Source organism: Actinoplanes sp. NPDC023936 (assembly GCF_040639325.1).
In the GTDB taxonomy this organism is placed as follows: domain Bacteria; phylum Actinomycetota; class Actinomycetes; order Mycobacteriales; family Micromonosporaceae; genus Actinoplanes.
This window is the reverse complement of record NZ_JBEZZR010000035.1, coordinates 1-16,709: the sequence shown is the minus strand read 5'-3', so window position 1 is coordinate 16,709 and position 16,709 is coordinate 1. Positions and strand designations below refer to the sequence as shown.

Here is a 16,709-nt window from a genome sequence, read left to right as displayed (position 1 = left end):
TTCGACGTCCCGTCATGAACGAGATCCGGGAAGTCATCGAACGCAAGGCCGCCCTGCTCGAGACCGGCGACGCCGAAGCCGTCCTGTCGCACTATGCCGACACGTTCGTCGATTACAACCTCGCCCCGCCGCTGCGGCAGCCGGGCGACGCGCGGGATCCGGCGGCGTTCAAGGCCTGGATCGCGACGTTCCGGGAGCCGCCGCGCCGGGAGGTGACGCAGTTGGAGATCACCGTGGACGGGGAGGTGGCGTTTGCGACGAGCATCGATTGCCTGTCCGCGACGCCGCGGGGCTCGGAGGAGGGATTCCGGCTCTGGTTCCGGGTGACGCTGGGGTTACGGCGGGTCGGTGGACGCTGGCTGGTGGTCCACGAGCACGAGTCGGTGCCGTTCGAGATGGACGGCTCCCTCCGGGCGGCGGTCACCCTGCGGCCGTGACGGCTGGCGCACGTCATCGGCTTGCGTGCGTCATCACCGCTGCGAGGCCAGCCGAAATCGGGGCCGGACCGCCCGGCAACACGAACCGTTGTCACCCAGCGTGCCGACGACCACGGTCAACGCGGCGCTGCACGGAAACCCGCGGACGTCCCAGGCCCCACAGAATGACGAAAACTCCAGCGCTCCACGGTCAGGGGCGACCGACCGTGACGCGCGTCCGCATCGGCGCACTACCGAGCGGCGGGTATCAGCCAACAGGGTCAGTGCTGCCGGAAGCTCTCCGCGCCAGCAGTAAGCACCAGTCGGACATCGGCAAACCTCGGCAACGCCACCCCGCCGGGCCACCGGAGTGAGAAATGAAGGCCCTGGAATGTCTCGGTACGCCTGGTTACCGTCCGGTAACTGCGTCGCCGAGCCACCCCGGAGGCCGCCATGCCCGCACGTTCCCGCATCCTCGCCGCGCTGGTCAGCGCCACGACCGCCGCCGTACTCGCCCCACTCCCCGCCGGCGCCGCGCAAGCGGACGCGGCGCACGCCGCCGCCGCCGCGGACACCGTCACCTCGCGCGGTGTCACGATTCCCGCCTTCTACACGCCGCCCGCCACGCTCCCGGCGGCCAACGGCACGCTGGTCCGCACCGAGCCGCTCCCGCTCGCGCTGTCCCTGCCGGGCATCACCGGCACGCTCCCCGGCCGCGCCACCCGGATCATGTACAAGTCCACCGACTCCACCGGCGGCCCGGTCGCCGTGACCGGCGCCTACCTCGAACCGGCCGCCGCGTGGAAGGGTCCGGGAGCGCGTCCGCTGGTCGTGCTGGCGCCGGGCACGATGGGTCAGGGCGACCAGTGTTCCACGTCGCTCGCCCTGCAACGCGGCCTCGTCCTCGGCGTCGACCAGGGACAGACCACGGTCTCGATCGGGTACGAGGTCCTCGCCATGTACCGGCTGCTCGCCAAGGGCATCGCCGTCGTGCAGACCGACTATCCCGGGCTGGGCGCCACCGACCGGCTGCACACGTACGTGAACCGGGTCGACTCCGGCCACGCCGTGCTGGACGCCGCCCGGGCCGCCGCCGCGCTGCCCGGCACGTCGATCACCGCGAAGTCGGCGGTCGGATTCTACGGGTACAGCCAGGGTGGCGGCGCCGTCGCGGCGGCGGCCGAGCTGCTCGCCTCCTACGCGCCGGAGGTGCCGCTCAAGGCCACCTACGCGGGCGCCCCGCCGGCCGACCTGGCCGAGGTGACCGAGGCGATCGACGGCAGTGAGCTGCTGGGCGCGCTGGGCTGGTCGGTCAACGGGTTCGTCCAGTCGCAGCCGGCCCTGCGGGACCTGCTCGACGCCTATCTCAGCGACGCCGGGCGGGCCGCGCTCCGGGACCTGTCCACCATGTGCGTCGGTGACGCGATCTTCGGGTACGCCGGCAAACGCACCACCGGCTGGACCACGACCGGGCAATCCGTCACGGAGATCATCGAGGCCGAGCCGGAACTGCGGGCGTACCTGGCCGCGCAGCGGATCGGCACCCGCAAGCCGGCGGGTGTGGTGCGCGTGGCGACAGGCGTCAACGACAACCTGGTGCCGCACGGTCAGGCCCGGGCCATGGCGGCCGGCTGGTGCGGCCGCGGCGGCAAGGTGGTCTACGCCCCGGTCAGCCTGCCGAGGACCGGCAGCCCGCTGATCAACCACTTCGGACCGCTGCTCACCGACCAGGGCCCGGCGATCGACTGGCTGTCGCTGCGGCTGGCGGGCCTGCCGGCGCCGTCCACCTGCGCGATCCTCCCCCTGCAGCCGTAACCCCCGCGCCCGGGTTCATCGCGATCGGGCTCATCGTGATCGGGGCCGAGTAGCCTCTCGGGCATGCCCAAGATCGTCGACCACGACCAGCGACGTGCCGAGATCGTCGAGGCGTACCTGACCGTTGTCGCCCGCGACGGGCTACCCGCGGCCACCAGCCGCGCCATCGCCGCCGAGCTCGGTGTCGGTGTCGGCACCCTCTGGCACTACTTCGAGGGCTTCGACGCGATCGCGGCCGGCGCCTATCAGCGCATCGTGGACCGCACGAACAGCCGTATCGCCGCCGCCACCGCCGGGCTGCGTGGGCTGGACGCGCTCTACGCGATGTTCCGCGAGATCCTGCCGCTGCAGAAGGAGACCTTCGACGAGGCCTATGTGGTCGTCGGCTTCTGGGGCCGGCTCGCCGAGGGCGACGGGATCACCGCTGCCCGGCTCGACGTCGGCGTCCACTGGGCCGAGCTGATGCGCCGGCACCTGGGCGAGGCGATCGCCGACCGTACGCTGCGCCCGGAGACCCCGATCGATCGGGTGATCGAGGTGCTTCAGGCGATCGCCGCCGGCCAGCAGGTGCACGCCGTGATCGGCACGGCGCCGGCCGATCCGGACCGCCGGCTCGACATGATCACTTACTGCCTGCGCCCCTGGCAGTGAAACAGCCCCGCACCGCTGGTGCGGGGCTGTTTCGCAGAATCGTCACTGCTGGGTGTCGCCGGCGCCGGTGCGCTGCTGTGCCGCGTCCACACCCTTGTCGACCTGCCCTGAGTGCTTCTGGCCGGTACGCTCGTCGACCTGGTCACCGGCCTTCTCGATGCCCTGGTCAACCTGCTTGTCGTGGTCGTCCGCGAAATCCTTCGCCTTATCCATGAAACCCATGACATCGGTGTGCCCACCGCGCGCCGCCCCAAACGGCTGTCAGCCGGATGAGACCCGTTGACACCGGCTGACCGGGCGTGTCAGCGCGCTGTCAGAGCCGCATCAGCGCTCCCCGTCAGAGTTCTCCTCACACGGCAGGACCGCCGCTCACTGAGGAGCACATCAATGCACACGTTCGACACCACCGCCCCGATCGCCGCCGTCCTGGACATCCCGGCCGGGCACATCCGGTTCGTCGCCGGCGACCGCACCGACACCACCGTCGAGATCGCCCCGGCGGACGCCGGCAAGCGCCGCGACGTGCAGGCCGCCGAGGAGACCACCGTCGGGTACGACAACGGCGTCCTGCGCATCGAGAACACCGCCGCCCGCGACCGGATCCTCGGCCACTCCGGATACATCCAGGTCACCGTCCAGCTGCCGGCCGGCTCCCGTCTCACGGTGAAGGCCGCTGACGCCCAGTTCCGCAGCGAGGGCCCGCTCGCCGACATCGCCGTCGAGGCGTCGCTGGCCACGGTCGGCATCGCCGAGGCCGGCAGCGCCCGTGTCACGGTCGCCGCCGGTGACGTCACGGTCGGCCGGCTCACCGGGCCCGCGGAGATCAGCGCCACCAAGGGCGACATCCGGATCACCGAGGCGGTCAGCGGCACTGTCGTGCTGACCACCCAGGCCGGAGCGATCACCGTCGGCGCGGCCCGGGGCGTCTCCGCCGCGCTCGACGCCGGCACCTCCTACGGCCGGATCACCAACAGCCTCCGCAACGACGGCACCACCGAGCTCGAGATCAAGGCCACCACCGCGTACGGCGACATCGTCGCCCGCAGCCTCTGAGCCCCGAAGGAGAATCGTGATGTCCGACCTGGCCATCGCAGCGAACGGGCTGCGCAAGTCCTACGGCGAGAAGACCGTGCTGGACGGCGTCGATCTAGCCGTACCGGAAGGAACGATCTTTGCTCTTCTCGGTCCGAACGGGGCCGGCAAGACCACCGCCGTGAAGATCCTCTCCACGCTGATCTCGCCCGATGGCGGTGAGATCAGCGTGGGCGGGCACGACCTGGTCACCGAGGGGCCGGCGGTCCGCGCCGCGATCGGTGTGACCGGGCAGTTCTCCGCCGTCGACGGTCTGATCACCGGCGAGGAGAACATGCTGCTCATGGCGGATCTGCACCACCTCTCCCGGCGGGAGGGCCGGCGCACCGCCGCCGAACTGCTGGCGCGCTTCGACCTGGCCGAGGCGGCCGGCAAGCCGGCGTCCACCTACTCCGGCGGCATGAAACGCCGTCTCGACATCGCGATGACGCTGGTCGGGAGCCCGCGCATCATCTTCCTGGACGAGCCGACCACCGGCCTGGACCCGCGCAGCCGGCACAACATGTGGCAGATCATCCGGCAGCTGGTAGCGGACGGCGTCACGGTCTTCCTCACCACCCAGTACCTCGAGGAGGCTGACGAGCTCGCCGACCGCATCGCCGTGCTCAACCACGGCAGGATCGCCGCGGAGGGCACCGCCGAGCAGCTGAAACGGCTCGTTCCCGGCGGTCACGTGCAGTTGCGGTTCACCGACCCGGCCGCCTATCGCCACGCCGCCGCCGCGCTGCCCGACGCGAACCGGGACGACGAAGGGCTGACGCTGCAGGTCGCCAGCGACGGCAGCCAGCGTCAGCTGCGCGCCGTCCTGGACCGGCTGGACTCGGCCGGCGTCGAGGCGGACGAACTGACCGTGCACACCCCCGACCTCGACGACGTGTTCTTCGCCCTGACCAGCCAGCCCGCAAGCCAGTCCACGGAGGTCGTCCGATGAATACCCTCGCCCTCGCCGCCCGCGACTCCTCCACGATGCTGCGCCGCAACCTCCTGCACGCGCGCCGATATCCCTCGCTGACACTGAACCTGCTGCTCACGCCGATCATGTTGCTGCTGCTGTTCGTCTACATCTTCGGCGACACGTTCAGCGCGGGGATCACCGGCGGCGCGCCGGACCGGACCGCGTACCTGGCCTATCTCGTGCCCGGTCTGCTGCTGATGACCGTCGGCAGCACCGTGGTCGGCACCGCGGTCTCGGTCGCCATGGACATGACCGAGGGCATCATCGCCCGGTTCCGCACGATGCCCATCCACCGGCCGTCGGTGCTGGTCGGGCACGTCGCCGGCAGCGTCCTGCAGTCGGTGGCGAGCGTGGTCCTGGTCGGCGCGGTCGCGGTGGCGATCGGCTTCCGGTCGGTCGACGCCACCGCCCTGGAGTGGCTCGCCGCGTTCGGGCTCCTGGTGATCTTCTCGCTGGGGCTCACCTGGATCGCGGTCGGCATGGGCCTGATCAGCCCGAACGCCGAGGCGGCCAGCAACAACGCGCTGCCGATGATCCTGCTGCCGCTGCTGTCCAGCGCGTTCGTCCCGGTCGACTCGATGCCCGGCTGGTTCCAGCCGATCGCCGAGTACCAGCCGTTCACCCCGGCCATCGAGACGCTGCGCGGCCTGCTGCTGGGCACCGGGATCGGCTACAACGGCTGGCTCGCGGTGGCCTGGTGCGCCGGCCTCACGGTCGTCGGCTACCTCTGGTCCGCGTCGGTCTTCCGCCGCGACCCTCGGTGACAAACCCTACGAGGCGCTGGGCCGGCTGATCACCTCGATCAGCCGGTCCAGCGCCTCGGGCCGCGGCAGCCGGGCACCCACCTGGTACGCCCGCCGGTACTCCGGCTCACCGAGCGTCCCGATCAGCCCCGCGCCGAGCACCCGCAGGACCGGCTCCCCCTGGTCGAACGCGCCCCGGATCGCCTCGCTCCAGCCCAGCGCGGTGGCCGCGTCGACCGGCCGGTTCTCCAGCGCGAGCAGCTCGCCGAGCTGCTCGGCGGCCCAGGCCAGGCCGTTGCTCTGGTTGCGGGTGACGTTCGGCCGCACCCCGCGCGGCAGCAGTTCCCGGGCCTCGGCCGCGGTGCCGGCCGCCAGCCGGTTCATCAGCCGGGTCCCGGCGATCAGATCCCGGGCCATCTGCTCCGGGTACGGCAGCCGGCTCACCCGGGTCTCCAGCAGGTCCAGGGTCCGTTCCGCGGCGTCCAGCTCACCGGCCCGCCGCTGCCAGCCGGCCACGCTGAACAGGATCGCCGCCGACCGCCGCCGCTGCCCGAGCTGCTCCGCCCGGTCCCGCATGGCCCGCAGGTCACGCCACGCGCCGTCCAGGTCACCGGCCCGCATCCGCTCCCGCGCCAGCCGGTTGCGGGTCCAGTAGGAGTAGTCCTCGGTGCCGAGCTCGGCGCTGATCGCGACAGCGCGTTCGAAGGCGGCGATCGAGGTGGCGTAATCGCCGCGCAGCGACGGCACCCGCCCGATCGCGAGCAGGCTCATCACCAGGCCCCACCGGTCGCCGGCCTCCTCGAAGCCGCGCACCGCCTCCTCCCGGGCCGGCGCGCCGCGATCCAGGACGCCCTGCTCGACGAGCATGAAGTTGTGCGCCCAGTTCGCGCTGGCCCGCACCCACGGGTCGGGCGCGGTGAGCGCCTGCCGGAACCGGTCCTCCCCCAGGTCGGCGGCGTCCGGCGCGAACGCCTGATGCGAGATCCAGAGCAGCCGGGCCGGGTGGACCTCCTGCGCGCGGAACGCGGACCGCACCAGCTCGACGGCCCGGTGCGCCTCGTCCGGCACCGCGTCGCCCAGCGCGGACAGCGCGCCCAGGAACGTCTCCAGCTGCCCGTTGCGCCCCCGGTTCGCCCAATACCAGAACAGGGCCTTGACGAACCGGTACGTGCGGACGGCGTCCCGCGCGTCCAGGGCCGTGCGCAGGGCAGCCGTGATGTTGTCGTGCTCCGCGTCGAAGACCGCGAAAGACTTCAACTGCTCCCGGGTACGCAGTAACGGCTCCTGCTGCTCCGCCAGGGACAGGAAGTAGTCGGCGAACCGGGTCGCGACGTCGTCGCCGGACTCGGCCAGCCGCTCCGACCCGTACGCCCGGACCGTCTCCAGCATCCGGTACCGCCCGCCCGCCTGCTGCACGAGGGACTTCTCCACCAGCGAGTCCACCACGTAGAGCACGTCCCGGACCGGCAGCCGCTCGTCGGCGCAGACCGCTTCCAGGGCGGCCGGGCTCGCCCCGCCGGGAAACACCGACAGCCGCCGGGCCAGAATCCGCTCCGGCTCGTCGAGCAGGTCCCAGCTCCACGCGACCATCGCGAGCAGCGTGCGCTGGCGCGGCATCGCGGCCCGGCTCCCCGAGGTCAGCAGCCGGAACCGGTCGTCCAGCCGCCGCACCACCTCCTCGACCGCCATCGAGCGCAGCTTCACCGCGGCCAGTTCCAGGGCGAGCGGCATCCCGTCCAGCCGCCAGCAGATCTCCACCACGGCGTCGACGGTGGTCTCGTCCAGCGTGAAGCCCGGCCGGACACCGGCGGCCCGGTCGACGAACAAGCGCACGGCCGCCGCCTCGGCCGCGGTCCCGAGGTCCGGCTCCCCCGGCGGCAGCGACAGCGGGCCGAGGTGGCACAACGCCTCTCCGGTGATCGCGAGCGGCTCCCGGCCGGTGGCCAGGATCCGCAGCTGCGCCAGCCGGCTGAGCAGCCCGTCGGCGAGCTGGGCGGCGGCCTCCACCAGGTGCTCGCAGTTGTCCAGCATGAGCAGGGCGTCGCCGACGTCGAGCATCTCGGCGAGCCGGTCGATCGCCTCCGCCGGCTGCCCGCTGTCGTAGAGCCGGCCGTGCGACGAGCCGACCACGCCGAGGACGGTGTCGGCGAGCTGGTCCGGATCGCTGAGCGCGGCCAGCGGCACGAACCACACCCGTCCCTGCCGGTACGCCGGGTCCCGCCGCGCCGCCTCCAGCGACAGCCGGGACTTGCCGGCCCCACCGGGCCCGACGATGGTGACCAGCCGCGCGGCGCTCATCAGCTGGGCGATCCGGCTCAGCTCGTCCTCGCGGCCGACGAAGCTGGTGACGTCCGCCGGGAGCCGGCTCGGCGTCACCCCGGCAGCCGGCGCGGCCGGCCGTTCCAGCTCGCCGCGGAGCAGGGAGAGGTGGACCTCCCGCAGGTCGGGCGACGGGTCGACGCCGAGCTCGTCGCCGAGCCGGGCGCGGATCTCCTCGTGGACGGCGAGCGCGTCGGACTGCCGCCCGGCGGCCGACAGCGCCCGCATCCGCAGCATGGCGAGCCGCTCGCTGAGCGGACGCTCGGTGGCGGCCGCGACGAGATCGGCCAGCACCTCGGCGTGCCGGCCGAGCCGCAGCTCCGCGTCGCAGCGGTCCGCCACGACGGCGGCGTGCGCCTCGTCCAGCCGGGTGGCGGCGTTGCGGGCGAACGGCGCGTCCCGGATGTCGGCGAGCGCCGCGCCCCGCCACAGATCCTCGGCCGCGCTCAGCGCGGACGCGGCCTCCCGGGCACGTCCCGCCGCCAGCTCCCGGCGACCGGTGGCGGCCAGCTCCTCGAACCGGTGCGCGTCGACGTCCCCGGGGCCCGCCGAGAGCCGGTACCCGCCGGCCGCGAAGTCGACCGAGCCGCTCGCGCCGAGCACCCGGCGCAGCCGGGAGACCAGGCCCTGCAGCGCCGCGACGGCGCCGGACGGTGGCTGCTCGCCCCACAGGTCGTCGACCAGGGTGTCCGTGTGCACCGGCCGGCCCGCGTCGAGGGCGAGCCGGGCCAGCAGCATCCGCAGCCGGGCGCCCGGGATGTCGACCGGCGCCCCGTCGTCCGACGACACCGCGACCGGACCCAGCAACACAACCCGCACCGCAGCATGATCGCAAAGCCGGCCGCCGATGGACAGCGCGTTCTCCGCGCCGGCGAATAAATTGACGGCATGAGCGCTGATTCCACGATGGACCGCATCGCCCACGGGGTGGACCTGCATCATGGCCAGGGCCGGCCCGAGGCCGCCCGCGCGCTGTTCGCCGAGGTCTGGGACGAGATCGGCGGGGAACGCGGCGATCCGCTGCACGTGAGCGTGCTCGCGCACGCGATGGCCGACGTGCAGGACGACCCCCGCGAGGAGCTGCTCTGGGACCAGCGGGCACTCACCGCGACCGGCGCGCTCACCGACGACCGGCTCGCCGAGGCCGGTGTGCCGATGCCGGTCGCCGCGCTCTACCCGTCGCTGCACCTCAACCTGGCCGACTGCCACCGCAAGCTCGGCGACCTCGACCGGGCCCGCGAGCACCTGGAGCTGGCCCGGGCCGGCATCGGCGCGCTGGGCGACGACGATTACGGGAGGCTGATCAGGAACGGTCTGGAACAGCTGGAGCGGCAGTTATGACAGTGGATCGTGCTGGCTAGTCTGCCGCCATGGCATTGACACCGGACGAGTTCCACCAGCACGCGCTCGCCGCCACGGACAGCGAGCACCGGCTTCCCCTGTCCCGGATGACGGGCTGGGAGATCAGCCCGTTCGAACAGGACGGACTGCGGGTGGTCCCGCTCCGGCCGCCGGTGCTGCCCGAACCGCCGCGGCACGGCGAGGATCCCGCCGAGTGCCGGATCTGCGGCGACCGGGACGAGGGCATCTGGTTCAACGAGCGCTGGCGGCTGGCCCGGATCCCCGGCGCCGGGGTGCCGCTGGTCCTGATGCTCTACCCCCGGGACCACTACGACCTCGCCGACCTGCCCGACGAGATGGCCGCCGAGATGGGCCTGCTGGGAACCCGCATCGTCCGGCACATGCAGGCGCTGCCGCACGTCGCTCGCGCCCACATGTACCGCTTCGGCGACGGCGCGGTCCACCTGCACCTGTGGTTCTTCGCCCGGCCCGAGGGCCAGGGGCAGCTGTGGGGATCGTGGCTGCCGGTCTGGGACGACCTGCTCCCGGAGTACCCGGCGGGACCGGCCGACGCGGACGCCGCCCTGGTCGCGGACGCGCTCGTCGCCTCCTCCGGCGGCTCCCGCACCGCCTGATTTTATTCCTTGACAGGAATATTCTTCTGCGCGAATACTTGGCGCATGGACGCCTTGTTCGCCGCTCTCGCCGACCCGGTTCGGTGGCGGCTCGTCGGCCTGCTGGCTGAGCGGCCCCGGCCGGTCGGGGTTCTCGCCCAGCTCGCCGGGGTCCGCCAGCCGCAGACCACCAAGCACCTGCAGACCCTGGAGCGGGCCGGGCTCGTCGCGGCGCAGCGGATCGGGCAGCGCCGCATCTACTCGCTGCGGCCGGAGCCGCTGCGTGAGCTGGCCGCGCGGCTGGGTGAGATGGCCGAGCACGTTGCCGCCGCGCCCGCCGGAGCACACCTGGACGCCGAGCGGGCCGCCGCGACCGGACCCGGCTGGGCCGACGGCCGCATGTTCACCTTCCGGCGGGTGCTCGCGGCCACGCCCGCCACGGTCTGGCGGCATCTCACCGAGGCCGGCCTGCTCGCCCGCTGGTGGACGCCGGACGACCTGCGCGTCTCCGAGCTGATCTTCGAGGCGTGGCCCGGCGGGCGGATCGTCCAGGAGTACCGGGACGCCGACGACACCGACGGCATCGACGAGATCGCCGGACGGGCCGAGGGCCGGGTCGACGAGGTACGGGCGGGACAGCTCCTCGCGTACCAGATGTCCCCGATGCTGCCCGGCGGCGGGATCGCCTTCACCGCCCACGTCGAGTTCCGCCTGCGCGCCGCCGCAGGCGGCAGTGAGCTCGACGTGGTCTACCGGGTCACCGGCAGCACGGCCGGCGCGGCGGACTTCATCGCCGGCATCGAGATCGGTTTCGGGCAAAGCCTCGACAGGCTGGCCGCCACTCTACGGACGGAGAACTGACATGGCACGCCGCATCGTCACCAACATGAGCCTCTCCCTCGACGGCCGGTACGCCGCGCCGGAGAACCCGGTCGACATGAGCTGGGTGCTGCCCTACGCGGTGACCGACGTGGCCCGCGCCCACCTCACCGCCCTGTGGGAGCCGGCCGGCACGGCGCTGCTCGGCCGAGTGAACGCGGAGGGCTTCCTCAGCTTCTGGCCCACCGTGATCGGCGCGGAGGGCGTCGATCCGCGCGACGAGGCGTTCGCGACCTGGCTGGTGAAAACGGACAAGATTGTTCTCTCGTCGACACTGGCCACACCGCCCTGGGAGCGGACCACGGTGGTGAACCGGCCGGCCGCCGAGGTCGCCGACGACCTGCGGGCCGGTGACGGCGGCGACGTGCTGGTGCTCTCCAGCGCCAGCGTGATCAAGGCGCTCCTGGCGGCCGGCAAGGTCGACCGGCTCGCGCTGATGGTGTTCCCGATCTTCCTCGGTGGCGGCCCGCGCCTGTTCGACGACGGCCTGCCTGCCCATGAGTGGACGCTCGTCAGCCAGGCCGCCGGCGAGCACGGGGAGCTGTCCCTGGTCTACGACCGGAAGTAGGCCGCCGCCCGGACGGGCCGGTCACGCTCGTCACCGCCACCGACGGCAACCACGGCCGGGCGGTCGCCCACTTCGCCAAGCAGTTCGGCCACCGCGCCGAGATCTACGTGCCGGACGGGGTGCATCCCGACGCCGTCCAGGCGATCCGGGACGAGGGCGCCACCGTCACCCATGTGCCGGGCGACTACGACGACGCCGTCCAGAGCCGCTGCCGCCGCGCGCGAGCTGGCCGCCGCCGGGGTCGACACGGGCCCGTGCGGGGCAGCGTCATTGGCCGCGCTGCACGCCCTGCGCCGGGCCGGCTCAGCGCATCTGCGCCCGGAGACCACTGTCCTTCTGCTGATCACCGAGGGGTCCGCCGCGAACCCGAGTTAACAGGATTGTAATGGGAGCGCTCCCATGTAACGATGACGGTCACTCTCTACCGAGGTGGGACCGGCATGATCAAAAAGCTCACCACTGCCCTCGCCGCTGCCGTGCTCGGCGCCGGCCTGCTCTGGGTCGCCTCGCCCTCCGACGCGGCCGCGGCGCCGTACCGGTACGGCGAGGCGCTGCAGAAATCACTGCTCTTCTACGAGGCCCAGGTCGCCGGCAAGAAACCGGCCTGGAACCGGGTGTCCTGGCGCGGCGACTCGGCGATGACCGACGGCGCCGACGCCGGGCTCGACCTGACCGGCGGCTGGTACGACGCCGGCGACCACGTCAAGTTCGGGCTGCCGATGGCGTTCACCACCACCATGCTGGCCTGGGGCGCCGTGGAGAACCGGGACGCGTACGCGAGCTCCGGTCAGCTCACCCACCTGCTGAACAATCTGCGCGTCCCGAACGACTATTTCATCAAGGCGCACCCGTCCGCGGACGTGCTCTACGGCCAGGTCGGCAAGGGCGACGACGACCACAAATGGTGGGGACCGGCCGAAGTCATGCCGATGGCGCGTCCCGCGTACAAAATCGATGCGAGCTGTGGTGGCAGTGAGCTGGCGGCGGAGACAGCGGCCGCGATGGCAGCGAGCTCGCTGGTTTTCCGCCCCACCGACGCGGCCTATGCGGACACCCTGCTGTCGCATGCGAAACAGCTCTATTCCTTCGCCGACCGGGTGCGCAAGAACTATCACGAGTGCATCACCGACGCGACGTCGTTCTACCGCTCCTGGAGCGGTTACGCCGACGAGCTGGTGTGGGGCGCGATCTGGCTGCACCGGGCCACCGGCGACGCTTCCTACCTGGCGAAGGCCGAGGCCGGATACGACGCGCAGGGCAACGAGAACCAGACCAGCACCAAGATGTACAAATGGACGATCAGCTGGGACAACAAGCAATACGGCAACTATGTGCTGCTCGCCCAGCTGACCGGGAAACAGAAATACCTCGATGACGCGAATCGATGGCTGGACTGGTTCACCGTCGGCGTCAACGGGGAGAAGGTGCGCACCTCGCCGGGCGGCATGGTGGTCGTCGATTCGTGGGGAGCGCTGCGCTATGCGGCGAACACCGCCTTCGTCGCCCTGGTCCACAGCGACCATCTCAGCGACGCCACCCGCAAGCAGCGCTATCACGACTTCGCGGTCCGCCAGATCAACTATGCCCTCGGCGACAACCCGCGGAACGCCAGCTACGTGATCGGGTTCGGCGCCGATTCCCCCAAGAATCCCCATCACCGTACGGCCCACGGCTCCTGGTGGGACAGCCAGCAGGTCCCGGTGGAGACGCGGCACGTGCTCTACGGAGCGCTGGTGGGTGGGCCGTCGTCGCCGGACGACGCGTACACCGACAGTCGCGGTGACTATGTGATGAACGAGGTCGCCACGGACTACAACGCCGGATTCACCTCGGCTGTCGCGCGGCTCTACGGTGAGTTCGGTGGTGCGCCGCTGACCGGGTTCCCGGTCGCGGAGACACCCGACATCCCCGAAATGTCGGCCGAAACCACGGTTATGCAGAATGAGACCCGGTCGACCGGCGTGAAGGTCGTCGTCTACAACAAGTCGGCGTTCCCGGCGCGGGCCCTGACGGCCGGAAAGCTCCGGTACTACTTCACCCGCGACGACGAGACACCGCTGCAGGTCAGCTCGCCCTACACGCAGGGCTGCCCCGGCCCGGCGACGGCCCGGCAGCACTCCGGCGCCATCTGGTACGTCGAGGTGGACTGCACCGGCTACACGATCGCCCCGGCCGGCCAGTCGGCGCACCGGATGGAGGTCCAGCTCAAGATCGGTGTGGCCGAGGGCGGGGTCTGGAACCCGGCGAACGACCCCTCCTACCAGGCAACGGCCGGCCCGAACACCGGCGTGCCACTGTGGGACGGATCGTCGCTGGTGTGGGGCACGGTCCCCGGCGGCACAACGCCGTCCCCGTCGGTCTCCGCGTCGGCCTCCCCGTCCGTGTCGCCCTCGGTCTCCCCCTCGGTCTCCCCCTCGGTCTCGGTCTCCCCGTCGGCGTCGCCCTCGGTCTCGGCGTCGCCCTCGGTCTCGGTGTCGCCGGCCGCCGGCTGCCGGGTCGGCTACACCGCGAACAGCTGGAGCACCGGCTTCACCGCGACCGTGACGATCACCAACGGCCCCGCCGCGCTGACCGGATGGACGCTCGGCTTCGCCTACCCCGCCGGCCAGAAGGTGACCCAGGGATGGTCGGCCACGGTCACCCAGTCGGGCACCCAGGTCACCGCCACGAACGCGTCCTACAACGGCGCGCTGCCGGCCGGCGGCACGGTGAGCTTCGGCTTCAACGGCACCCACACCGGCGCCAACCCGGCACCCACGTCGTTCACCCTGAACGGCGCGGCCTGCGCCACGGCCTGACCAAGCCACGTGCGCCGCCTGACGATCTCGTCAGGCGGCGAACGGGCCGGTTTTTCCGCGTCGCGTATCCGACCGAATCCTATTTGGATCGCTTGACTGGGTGACGCTGAGCAGGTTCACCGAAGGACGGCACAACGGATTCTGACGGAGGGGACATGAGCGACACAGGGGGAATCGGCAAGCCATTGACCCCGAACAAGGCGATCATTCAGCGATTCAGCGATGAGATCGTCAACAAAGGCAACTTCGACGCGCTCAACGAGATCGTGGATGAGAACGTCAGGTTCGAGACCACGGTGGCCGGTATCGGCAGCGGCCGGGAAGGTGTCAAGCAAGTCTTCGGGGGCTTGCACAAAGGCTTCAGTCAGGTCGCCTGCGCGATCAGCGCGCTCGTCGAGGACGGGGACACCGTGGCGGAGCGGTTCACCTTCACCGGCACCCACACCGGTGAGTTCCGCGGCTTGAAGCCGACGAACAAGTCGGTGCGCTTCAACGGTATGGCCTTCTTCCAGATCGCCAACGGCAAGATCGTCGCCCGCTGGGGCGTCGAGGACCACCTCGAAATGATGCGGCAGCTGGGGCTCTCGCCCCGGCCGGCGGCGCAGGACTGACCGAACCGGACGCCGGAACCAACCACGCCTCGCGGAGCCCCACTCTCGGCCGTACCCGGGTCGGGGGTGGGGCTCTTTTGCGTGCTCAAGTCTTTGGCAGATCCGCGATCTCGCTCCGGCGCCCGCCCAGCGCCTGGTCCTCATCGTGTCCACCGACGCTCACCGATCGTTGCCCTGGCGTACCGTCGATATCGGCGGCCGGTGTCTTGCGGCCCGGTCACCCCCTGACCGGCTAGCAGGGATGGTGGGCGATGACTCGCGCCAGCAGATCAGGAACCATCGGCGAACGGCTCCGTCGGCTACGCAGTGAACGCGGCCTGACCCAGGAGTCGCTGGCCGCGCTGGCAGCCGTGAGCGTTGACCTCGTCAAGAAGCTGGAACAGGGCAGGCGGGAATCGGCACGCCTGACGTCACTGTCCGCCCTCGCCGACGCGCTGGACGTCCCGCTGTCCGAGCTCGCCGACAAACGGCCGCGCCTCGATGGCGGCGGTGACCGGCTCGTCCTCGGCCTGCGTGACGCGCTCCTGTCGCCCGACCTGCTCGCCGGCATGGATTACGACGACGACCATGAGCCAACTCCGATCGAGCGGCTGACGGCCGCGGTCGGTGACGGCTGGGACGACTACTGGGGTGGCCGCTTCGTCGACCTGGCACGCCACACGCCCGCCCTCGTCGCCGAGGCGCGTCACGCACATCGCGCCGGAGTCGAGGGCGGGGCCGTGGTCCTGGCCCGGGCGTACCAGCTTGCCGCGTGCCTGCTGGTACACCTCGGCCGCGACGACCTGGCGCTGGTTGGTGCCGAACGGGCCGTCACCGCGGCGGCGGCCGGCCCCGACGAGTTGCAGTGGAGCACCGCGCACGGCACCTACGCCTGGGTGCTGATGAATCAGGCGCGCAACGCCGAGGCCGAGCGGGTTGCTGAGCGCGTGGCCAGCCGGATCGAACCGCGGATGAGCACGGCCGCGCCGGAGCAGTTGACTGTATGGGGCGGCATGGTGCTGTGGGCGATGGCGGCGGCCTGCGCAGCGGGACGGGCATCAGAGACCGATGACTATCTGGGTTTGGCCCGCGCCGGCACGGCTCGAATGAGCGGCGACCGGCTCGATTACGCCCTGAACTTCGGGCCGTCTCAGGTGTCCATGCAGGACACCTACGCGCAGGCGACCCTGGGCCGGCCCGACCGCGCACTGGTCGCCGCTCAGCAAGTGCAGCGGCAGTCCCTGCGCCCGATCTCCTACGGCCGACATCTGCTCGATGTCGCCGGCGCTCAAGCCGATCTTCGCCGGGACACTGATGCCATCGAGACGCTGACGCGGGCGCGGAACGCCGCCCCGGTGTGGTTCCGGCATCAGGTCGCCGCGCGCAGTCTGGTCGTGCAGATCTGTGAGCGTCGGGCGAGGCTGACCCCGGCGATGCGCGACCTGGCCCGCTCACTCGAAGCGCACTGACCTCCAAGGGGACAATGCGTCCCCCTTGGGCAACCTGGCGGCCCTGAAAGGGGGCCGCGTTGTCCCTTCACCGGAGAGCGACCGCGACGCCACGATCAGAACCTGCGGCGGCGCGGTTGCCTACCTCCATGGAATGCCCGCGCCGTCGCACCTGACCCCCGACGCCCCGCTGGGTGGAGGCGATGAAGAGTGAGCAGGAACGCGTTTGAGCACAAGCTGGGCCGGACGCGGCCCGGGCAGACCCGGCGGTGCGAGAACGGACATCGGATGCGGCGCCGCTGGTGGCTGGCCGGCTGGGCCTGCACCGCAGCCGCCAGCTCGCGGCCGCCCAGCGAGCCCGACATTGACCTGGTTGACGCCCTCTGCGACTGGGCTCCTGCCTGGGCGCGGAGGATGCGATGAACATCGGCAAGCACTACCCGGCCGCGCCGATCGCTCACGACCCGCACCTGTGCGACG

The 16,709-nt window shown here is 71.5% G+C and carries 16 protein-coding genes; 14 read left to right on the top strand and 2 right to left on the bottom strand.

Annotated features, from left to right (window positions below; translation table 11 throughout):
• Positions 1-14 precede the first annotated feature (14 nt).
• The 3 genes from AB0F72_RS32710 to AB0F72_RS32700 all read left to right on the top strand — a co-directional run bounded on the left by AB0F72_RS32710 (position 15) and on the right by AB0F72_RS32700 (position 2,882).
• Complete coding sequence (locus AB0F72_RS32710; RefSeq protein WP_360439507.1) at positions 15-437, top strand: nuclear transport factor 2 family protein; 423 nt, start codon at positions 15-17, stop codon at positions 435-437.
• Positions 438-869: 432 nt separating this feature from the next.
• Positions 870-2,231, top strand: coding sequence for a lipase family protein (locus AB0F72_RS32705; protein WP_360439504.1), 1,362 nt, complete (start codon positions 870-872; stop codon positions 2,229-2,231).
• A 63-nt stretch (positions 2,232-2,294) separates the two neighbouring features.
• A complete protein-coding gene (locus AB0F72_RS32700) occupies positions 2,295-2,882 on the top strand; it encodes a TetR/AcrR family transcriptional regulator (protein WP_360439501.1) in 588 nt (195 codons plus the stop codon).
• Between the two features lie 42 nt (positions 2,883-2,924).
• Here AB0F72_RS32700 and AB0F72_RS32695 read toward each other — a convergent pair whose 3' ends face one another.
• Positions 2,925-3,104, bottom strand: coding sequence for an antitoxin (locus tag AB0F72_RS32695; RefSeq protein ID WP_360439498.1), 180 nt, complete (start codon positions 3,102-3,104; stop codon positions 2,925-2,927).
• Between the two features lie 165 nt (positions 3,105-3,269).
• Between AB0F72_RS32695 and AB0F72_RS32690 the strand changes: the two genes are divergently transcribed.
• From AB0F72_RS32690 to AB0F72_RS32680, 3 genes are read left to right on the top strand one after another with little or no spacing between them, the layout of a single operon-like run.
• Complete coding sequence (locus AB0F72_RS32690) at positions 3,270-3,935, top strand: DUF4097 family beta strand repeat-containing protein (protein WP_360439495.1); 666 nt, start codon at positions 3,270-3,272, stop codon at positions 3,933-3,935.
• Positions 3,936-3,954: 19 nt separating this feature from the next.
• Entirely contained in the window at positions 3,955-4,905 is a 951-nt protein-coding gene (locus tag AB0F72_RS32685) for an ATP-binding cassette domain-containing protein (RefSeq protein WP_360439492.1), read from the top strand.
• On the top strand, positions 4,902-5,693 hold the full coding sequence (locus AB0F72_RS32680; protein WP_360439489.1) for an ABC transporter permease: 792 nt from the start codon (positions 4,902-4,904) through the stop codon (positions 5,691-5,693). Before AB0F72_RS32685 ends, AB0F72_RS32680 begins: the two co-directional genes overlap by 4 nt.
• 6 nt (positions 5,694-5,699) lie before the next feature.
• Here the strand turns inward: AB0F72_RS32680 and AB0F72_RS32675 are convergent, their stop codons facing one another.
• Positions 5,700-8,810 carry a BTAD domain-containing putative transcriptional regulator gene (locus AB0F72_RS32675; RefSeq protein ID WP_360439486.1) on the bottom strand — a complete coding sequence of 1,037 codons (3,111 nt, stop codon included), beginning with the start codon at positions 8,808-8,810 and terminating at the stop codon, positions 5,700-5,702.
• Between the two features lie 69 nt (positions 8,811-8,879).
• Here AB0F72_RS32675 and AB0F72_RS32670 point away from each other — a divergent pair, with 69 nt between their 5' ends.
• The 8 genes from AB0F72_RS32670 (at position 8,880) to AB0F72_RS32635 (ending at position 16,250) form a co-directional block, all read left to right on the top strand.
• Positions 8,880-9,332, top strand: coding sequence for a hypothetical protein (locus AB0F72_RS32670; protein WP_360439483.1), 453 nt, complete (start codon positions 8,880-8,882; stop codon positions 9,330-9,332).
• A gap of 29 nt (positions 9,333-9,361) precedes the next feature.
• Entirely contained in the window at positions 9,362-9,967 is a 606-nt protein-coding gene (locus tag AB0F72_RS32665; protein WP_360439480.1) for a hypothetical protein, read from the top strand.
• Positions 9,968-10,012: 45 nt separating this feature from the next.
• Positions 10,013-10,807, top strand: a complete 795-nt coding sequence (locus AB0F72_RS32660; RefSeq protein ID WP_360439477.1) for a metalloregulator ArsR/SmtB family transcription factor — start codon at positions 10,013-10,015, stop codon at positions 10,805-10,807.
• 1 nt (position 10,808) lies between these two features.
• The gene (locus tag AB0F72_RS32655; RefSeq protein ID WP_360439474.1) at positions 10,809-11,393 is read left to right on the top strand and encodes a dihydrofolate reductase family protein; all 585 of its coding nucleotides are present in this window, start codon (positions 10,809-10,811) and stop codon (positions 11,391-11,393) included.
• Positions 11,327-11,779, top strand: coding sequence for a pyridoxal-phosphate dependent enzyme (locus tag AB0F72_RS32650; protein WP_360439471.1), 453 nt, complete (start codon positions 11,327-11,329; stop codon positions 11,777-11,779). Before AB0F72_RS32655 ends, AB0F72_RS32650 begins: the two co-directional genes overlap by 67 nt.
• Before the next feature lie 54 nt (positions 11,780-11,833).
• Positions 11,834-14,191 carry a glycoside hydrolase family 9 protein gene (locus AB0F72_RS32645; RefSeq protein ID WP_360439468.1) on the top strand — a complete coding sequence of 786 codons (2,358 nt, stop codon included), beginning with the start codon at positions 11,834-11,836 and terminating at the stop codon, positions 14,189-14,191.
• 155 nt (positions 14,192-14,346) lie between these two features.
• The gene (locus tag AB0F72_RS32640) at positions 14,347-14,802 is read left to right on the top strand and encodes an ester cyclase (protein WP_360439465.1); all 456 of its coding nucleotides are present in this window, start codon (positions 14,347-14,349) and stop codon (positions 14,800-14,802) included.
• Positions 14,803-15,053: 251 nt separating this feature from the next.
• On the top strand, positions 15,054-16,250 hold the full coding sequence (locus AB0F72_RS32635; RefSeq protein WP_360439462.1) for a helix-turn-helix transcriptional regulator: 1,197 nt from the start codon (positions 15,054-15,056) through the stop codon (positions 16,248-16,250).
• Positions 16,251-16,709: the final 459 nt, after the last annotated feature.

What these genes read in the sequence shown, in the direction of transcription:
- AB0F72_RS32680 (WP_360439489.1), top strand. Translation starts at nt 4,902, where the DNA reads ATGAATACCCTCGCCCTCGCCGCCCGCGACTCCTCCACGATGCTGCGC.
- AB0F72_RS32670 (WP_360439483.1), top strand. Translation starts at nt 8,880, where the DNA reads ATGAGCGCTGATTCCACGATGGACCGCATCGCCCACGGGGTGGACCTG.
- AB0F72_RS32655 (WP_360439474.1), top strand. Translation starts at nt 10,809, where the DNA reads ATGGCACGCCGCATCGTCACCAACATGAGCCTCTCCCTCGACGGCCGG.
- AB0F72_RS32685 (WP_360439492.1), top strand. Translation starts at nt 3,955, where the DNA reads ATGTCCGACCTGGCCATCGCAGCGAACGGGCTGCGCAAGTCCTACGGC.
- AB0F72_RS32690 (WP_360439495.1), top strand. Translation starts at nt 3,270, where the DNA reads ATGCACACGTTCGACACCACCGCCCCGATCGCCGCCGTCCTGGACATC.
- AB0F72_RS32645 (WP_360439468.1), top strand. Translation starts at nt 11,834, where the DNA reads ATGATCAAAAAGCTCACCACTGCCCTCGCCGCTGCCGTGCTCGGCGCC.
- AB0F72_RS32710 (WP_360439507.1), top strand. Translation starts at nt 15, where the DNA reads ATGAACGAGATCCGGGAAGTCATCGAACGCAAGGCCGCCCTGCTCGAG.
- AB0F72_RS32695 (WP_360439498.1), bottom strand. Translation starts at nt 3,104, where the DNA reads ATGGGTTTCATGGATAAGGCGAAGGATTTCGCGGACGACCACGACAAG.
- AB0F72_RS32705 (WP_360439504.1), top strand. Translation starts at nt 870, where the DNA reads ATGCCCGCACGTTCCCGCATCCTCGCCGCGCTGGTCAGCGCCACGACC.
- AB0F72_RS32635 (WP_360439462.1), top strand. Translation starts at nt 15,054, where the DNA reads ATGACTCGCGCCAGCAGATCAGGAACCATCGGCGAACGGCTCCGTCGG.
- AB0F72_RS32660 (WP_360439477.1), top strand. Translation starts at nt 10,013, where the DNA reads ATGGACGCCTTGTTCGCCGCTCTCGCCGACCCGGTTCGGTGGCGGCTC.
- AB0F72_RS32665 (WP_360439480.1), top strand. Translation starts at nt 9,362, where the DNA reads ATGGCATTGACACCGGACGAGTTCCACCAGCACGCGCTCGCCGCCACG.
- AB0F72_RS32640 (WP_360439465.1), top strand. Translation starts at nt 14,347, where the DNA reads ATGAGCGACACAGGGGGAATCGGCAAGCCATTGACCCCGAACAAGGCG.
- AB0F72_RS32700 (WP_360439501.1), top strand. Translation starts at nt 2,295, where the DNA reads ATGCCCAAGATCGTCGACCACGACCAGCGACGTGCCGAGATCGTCGAG.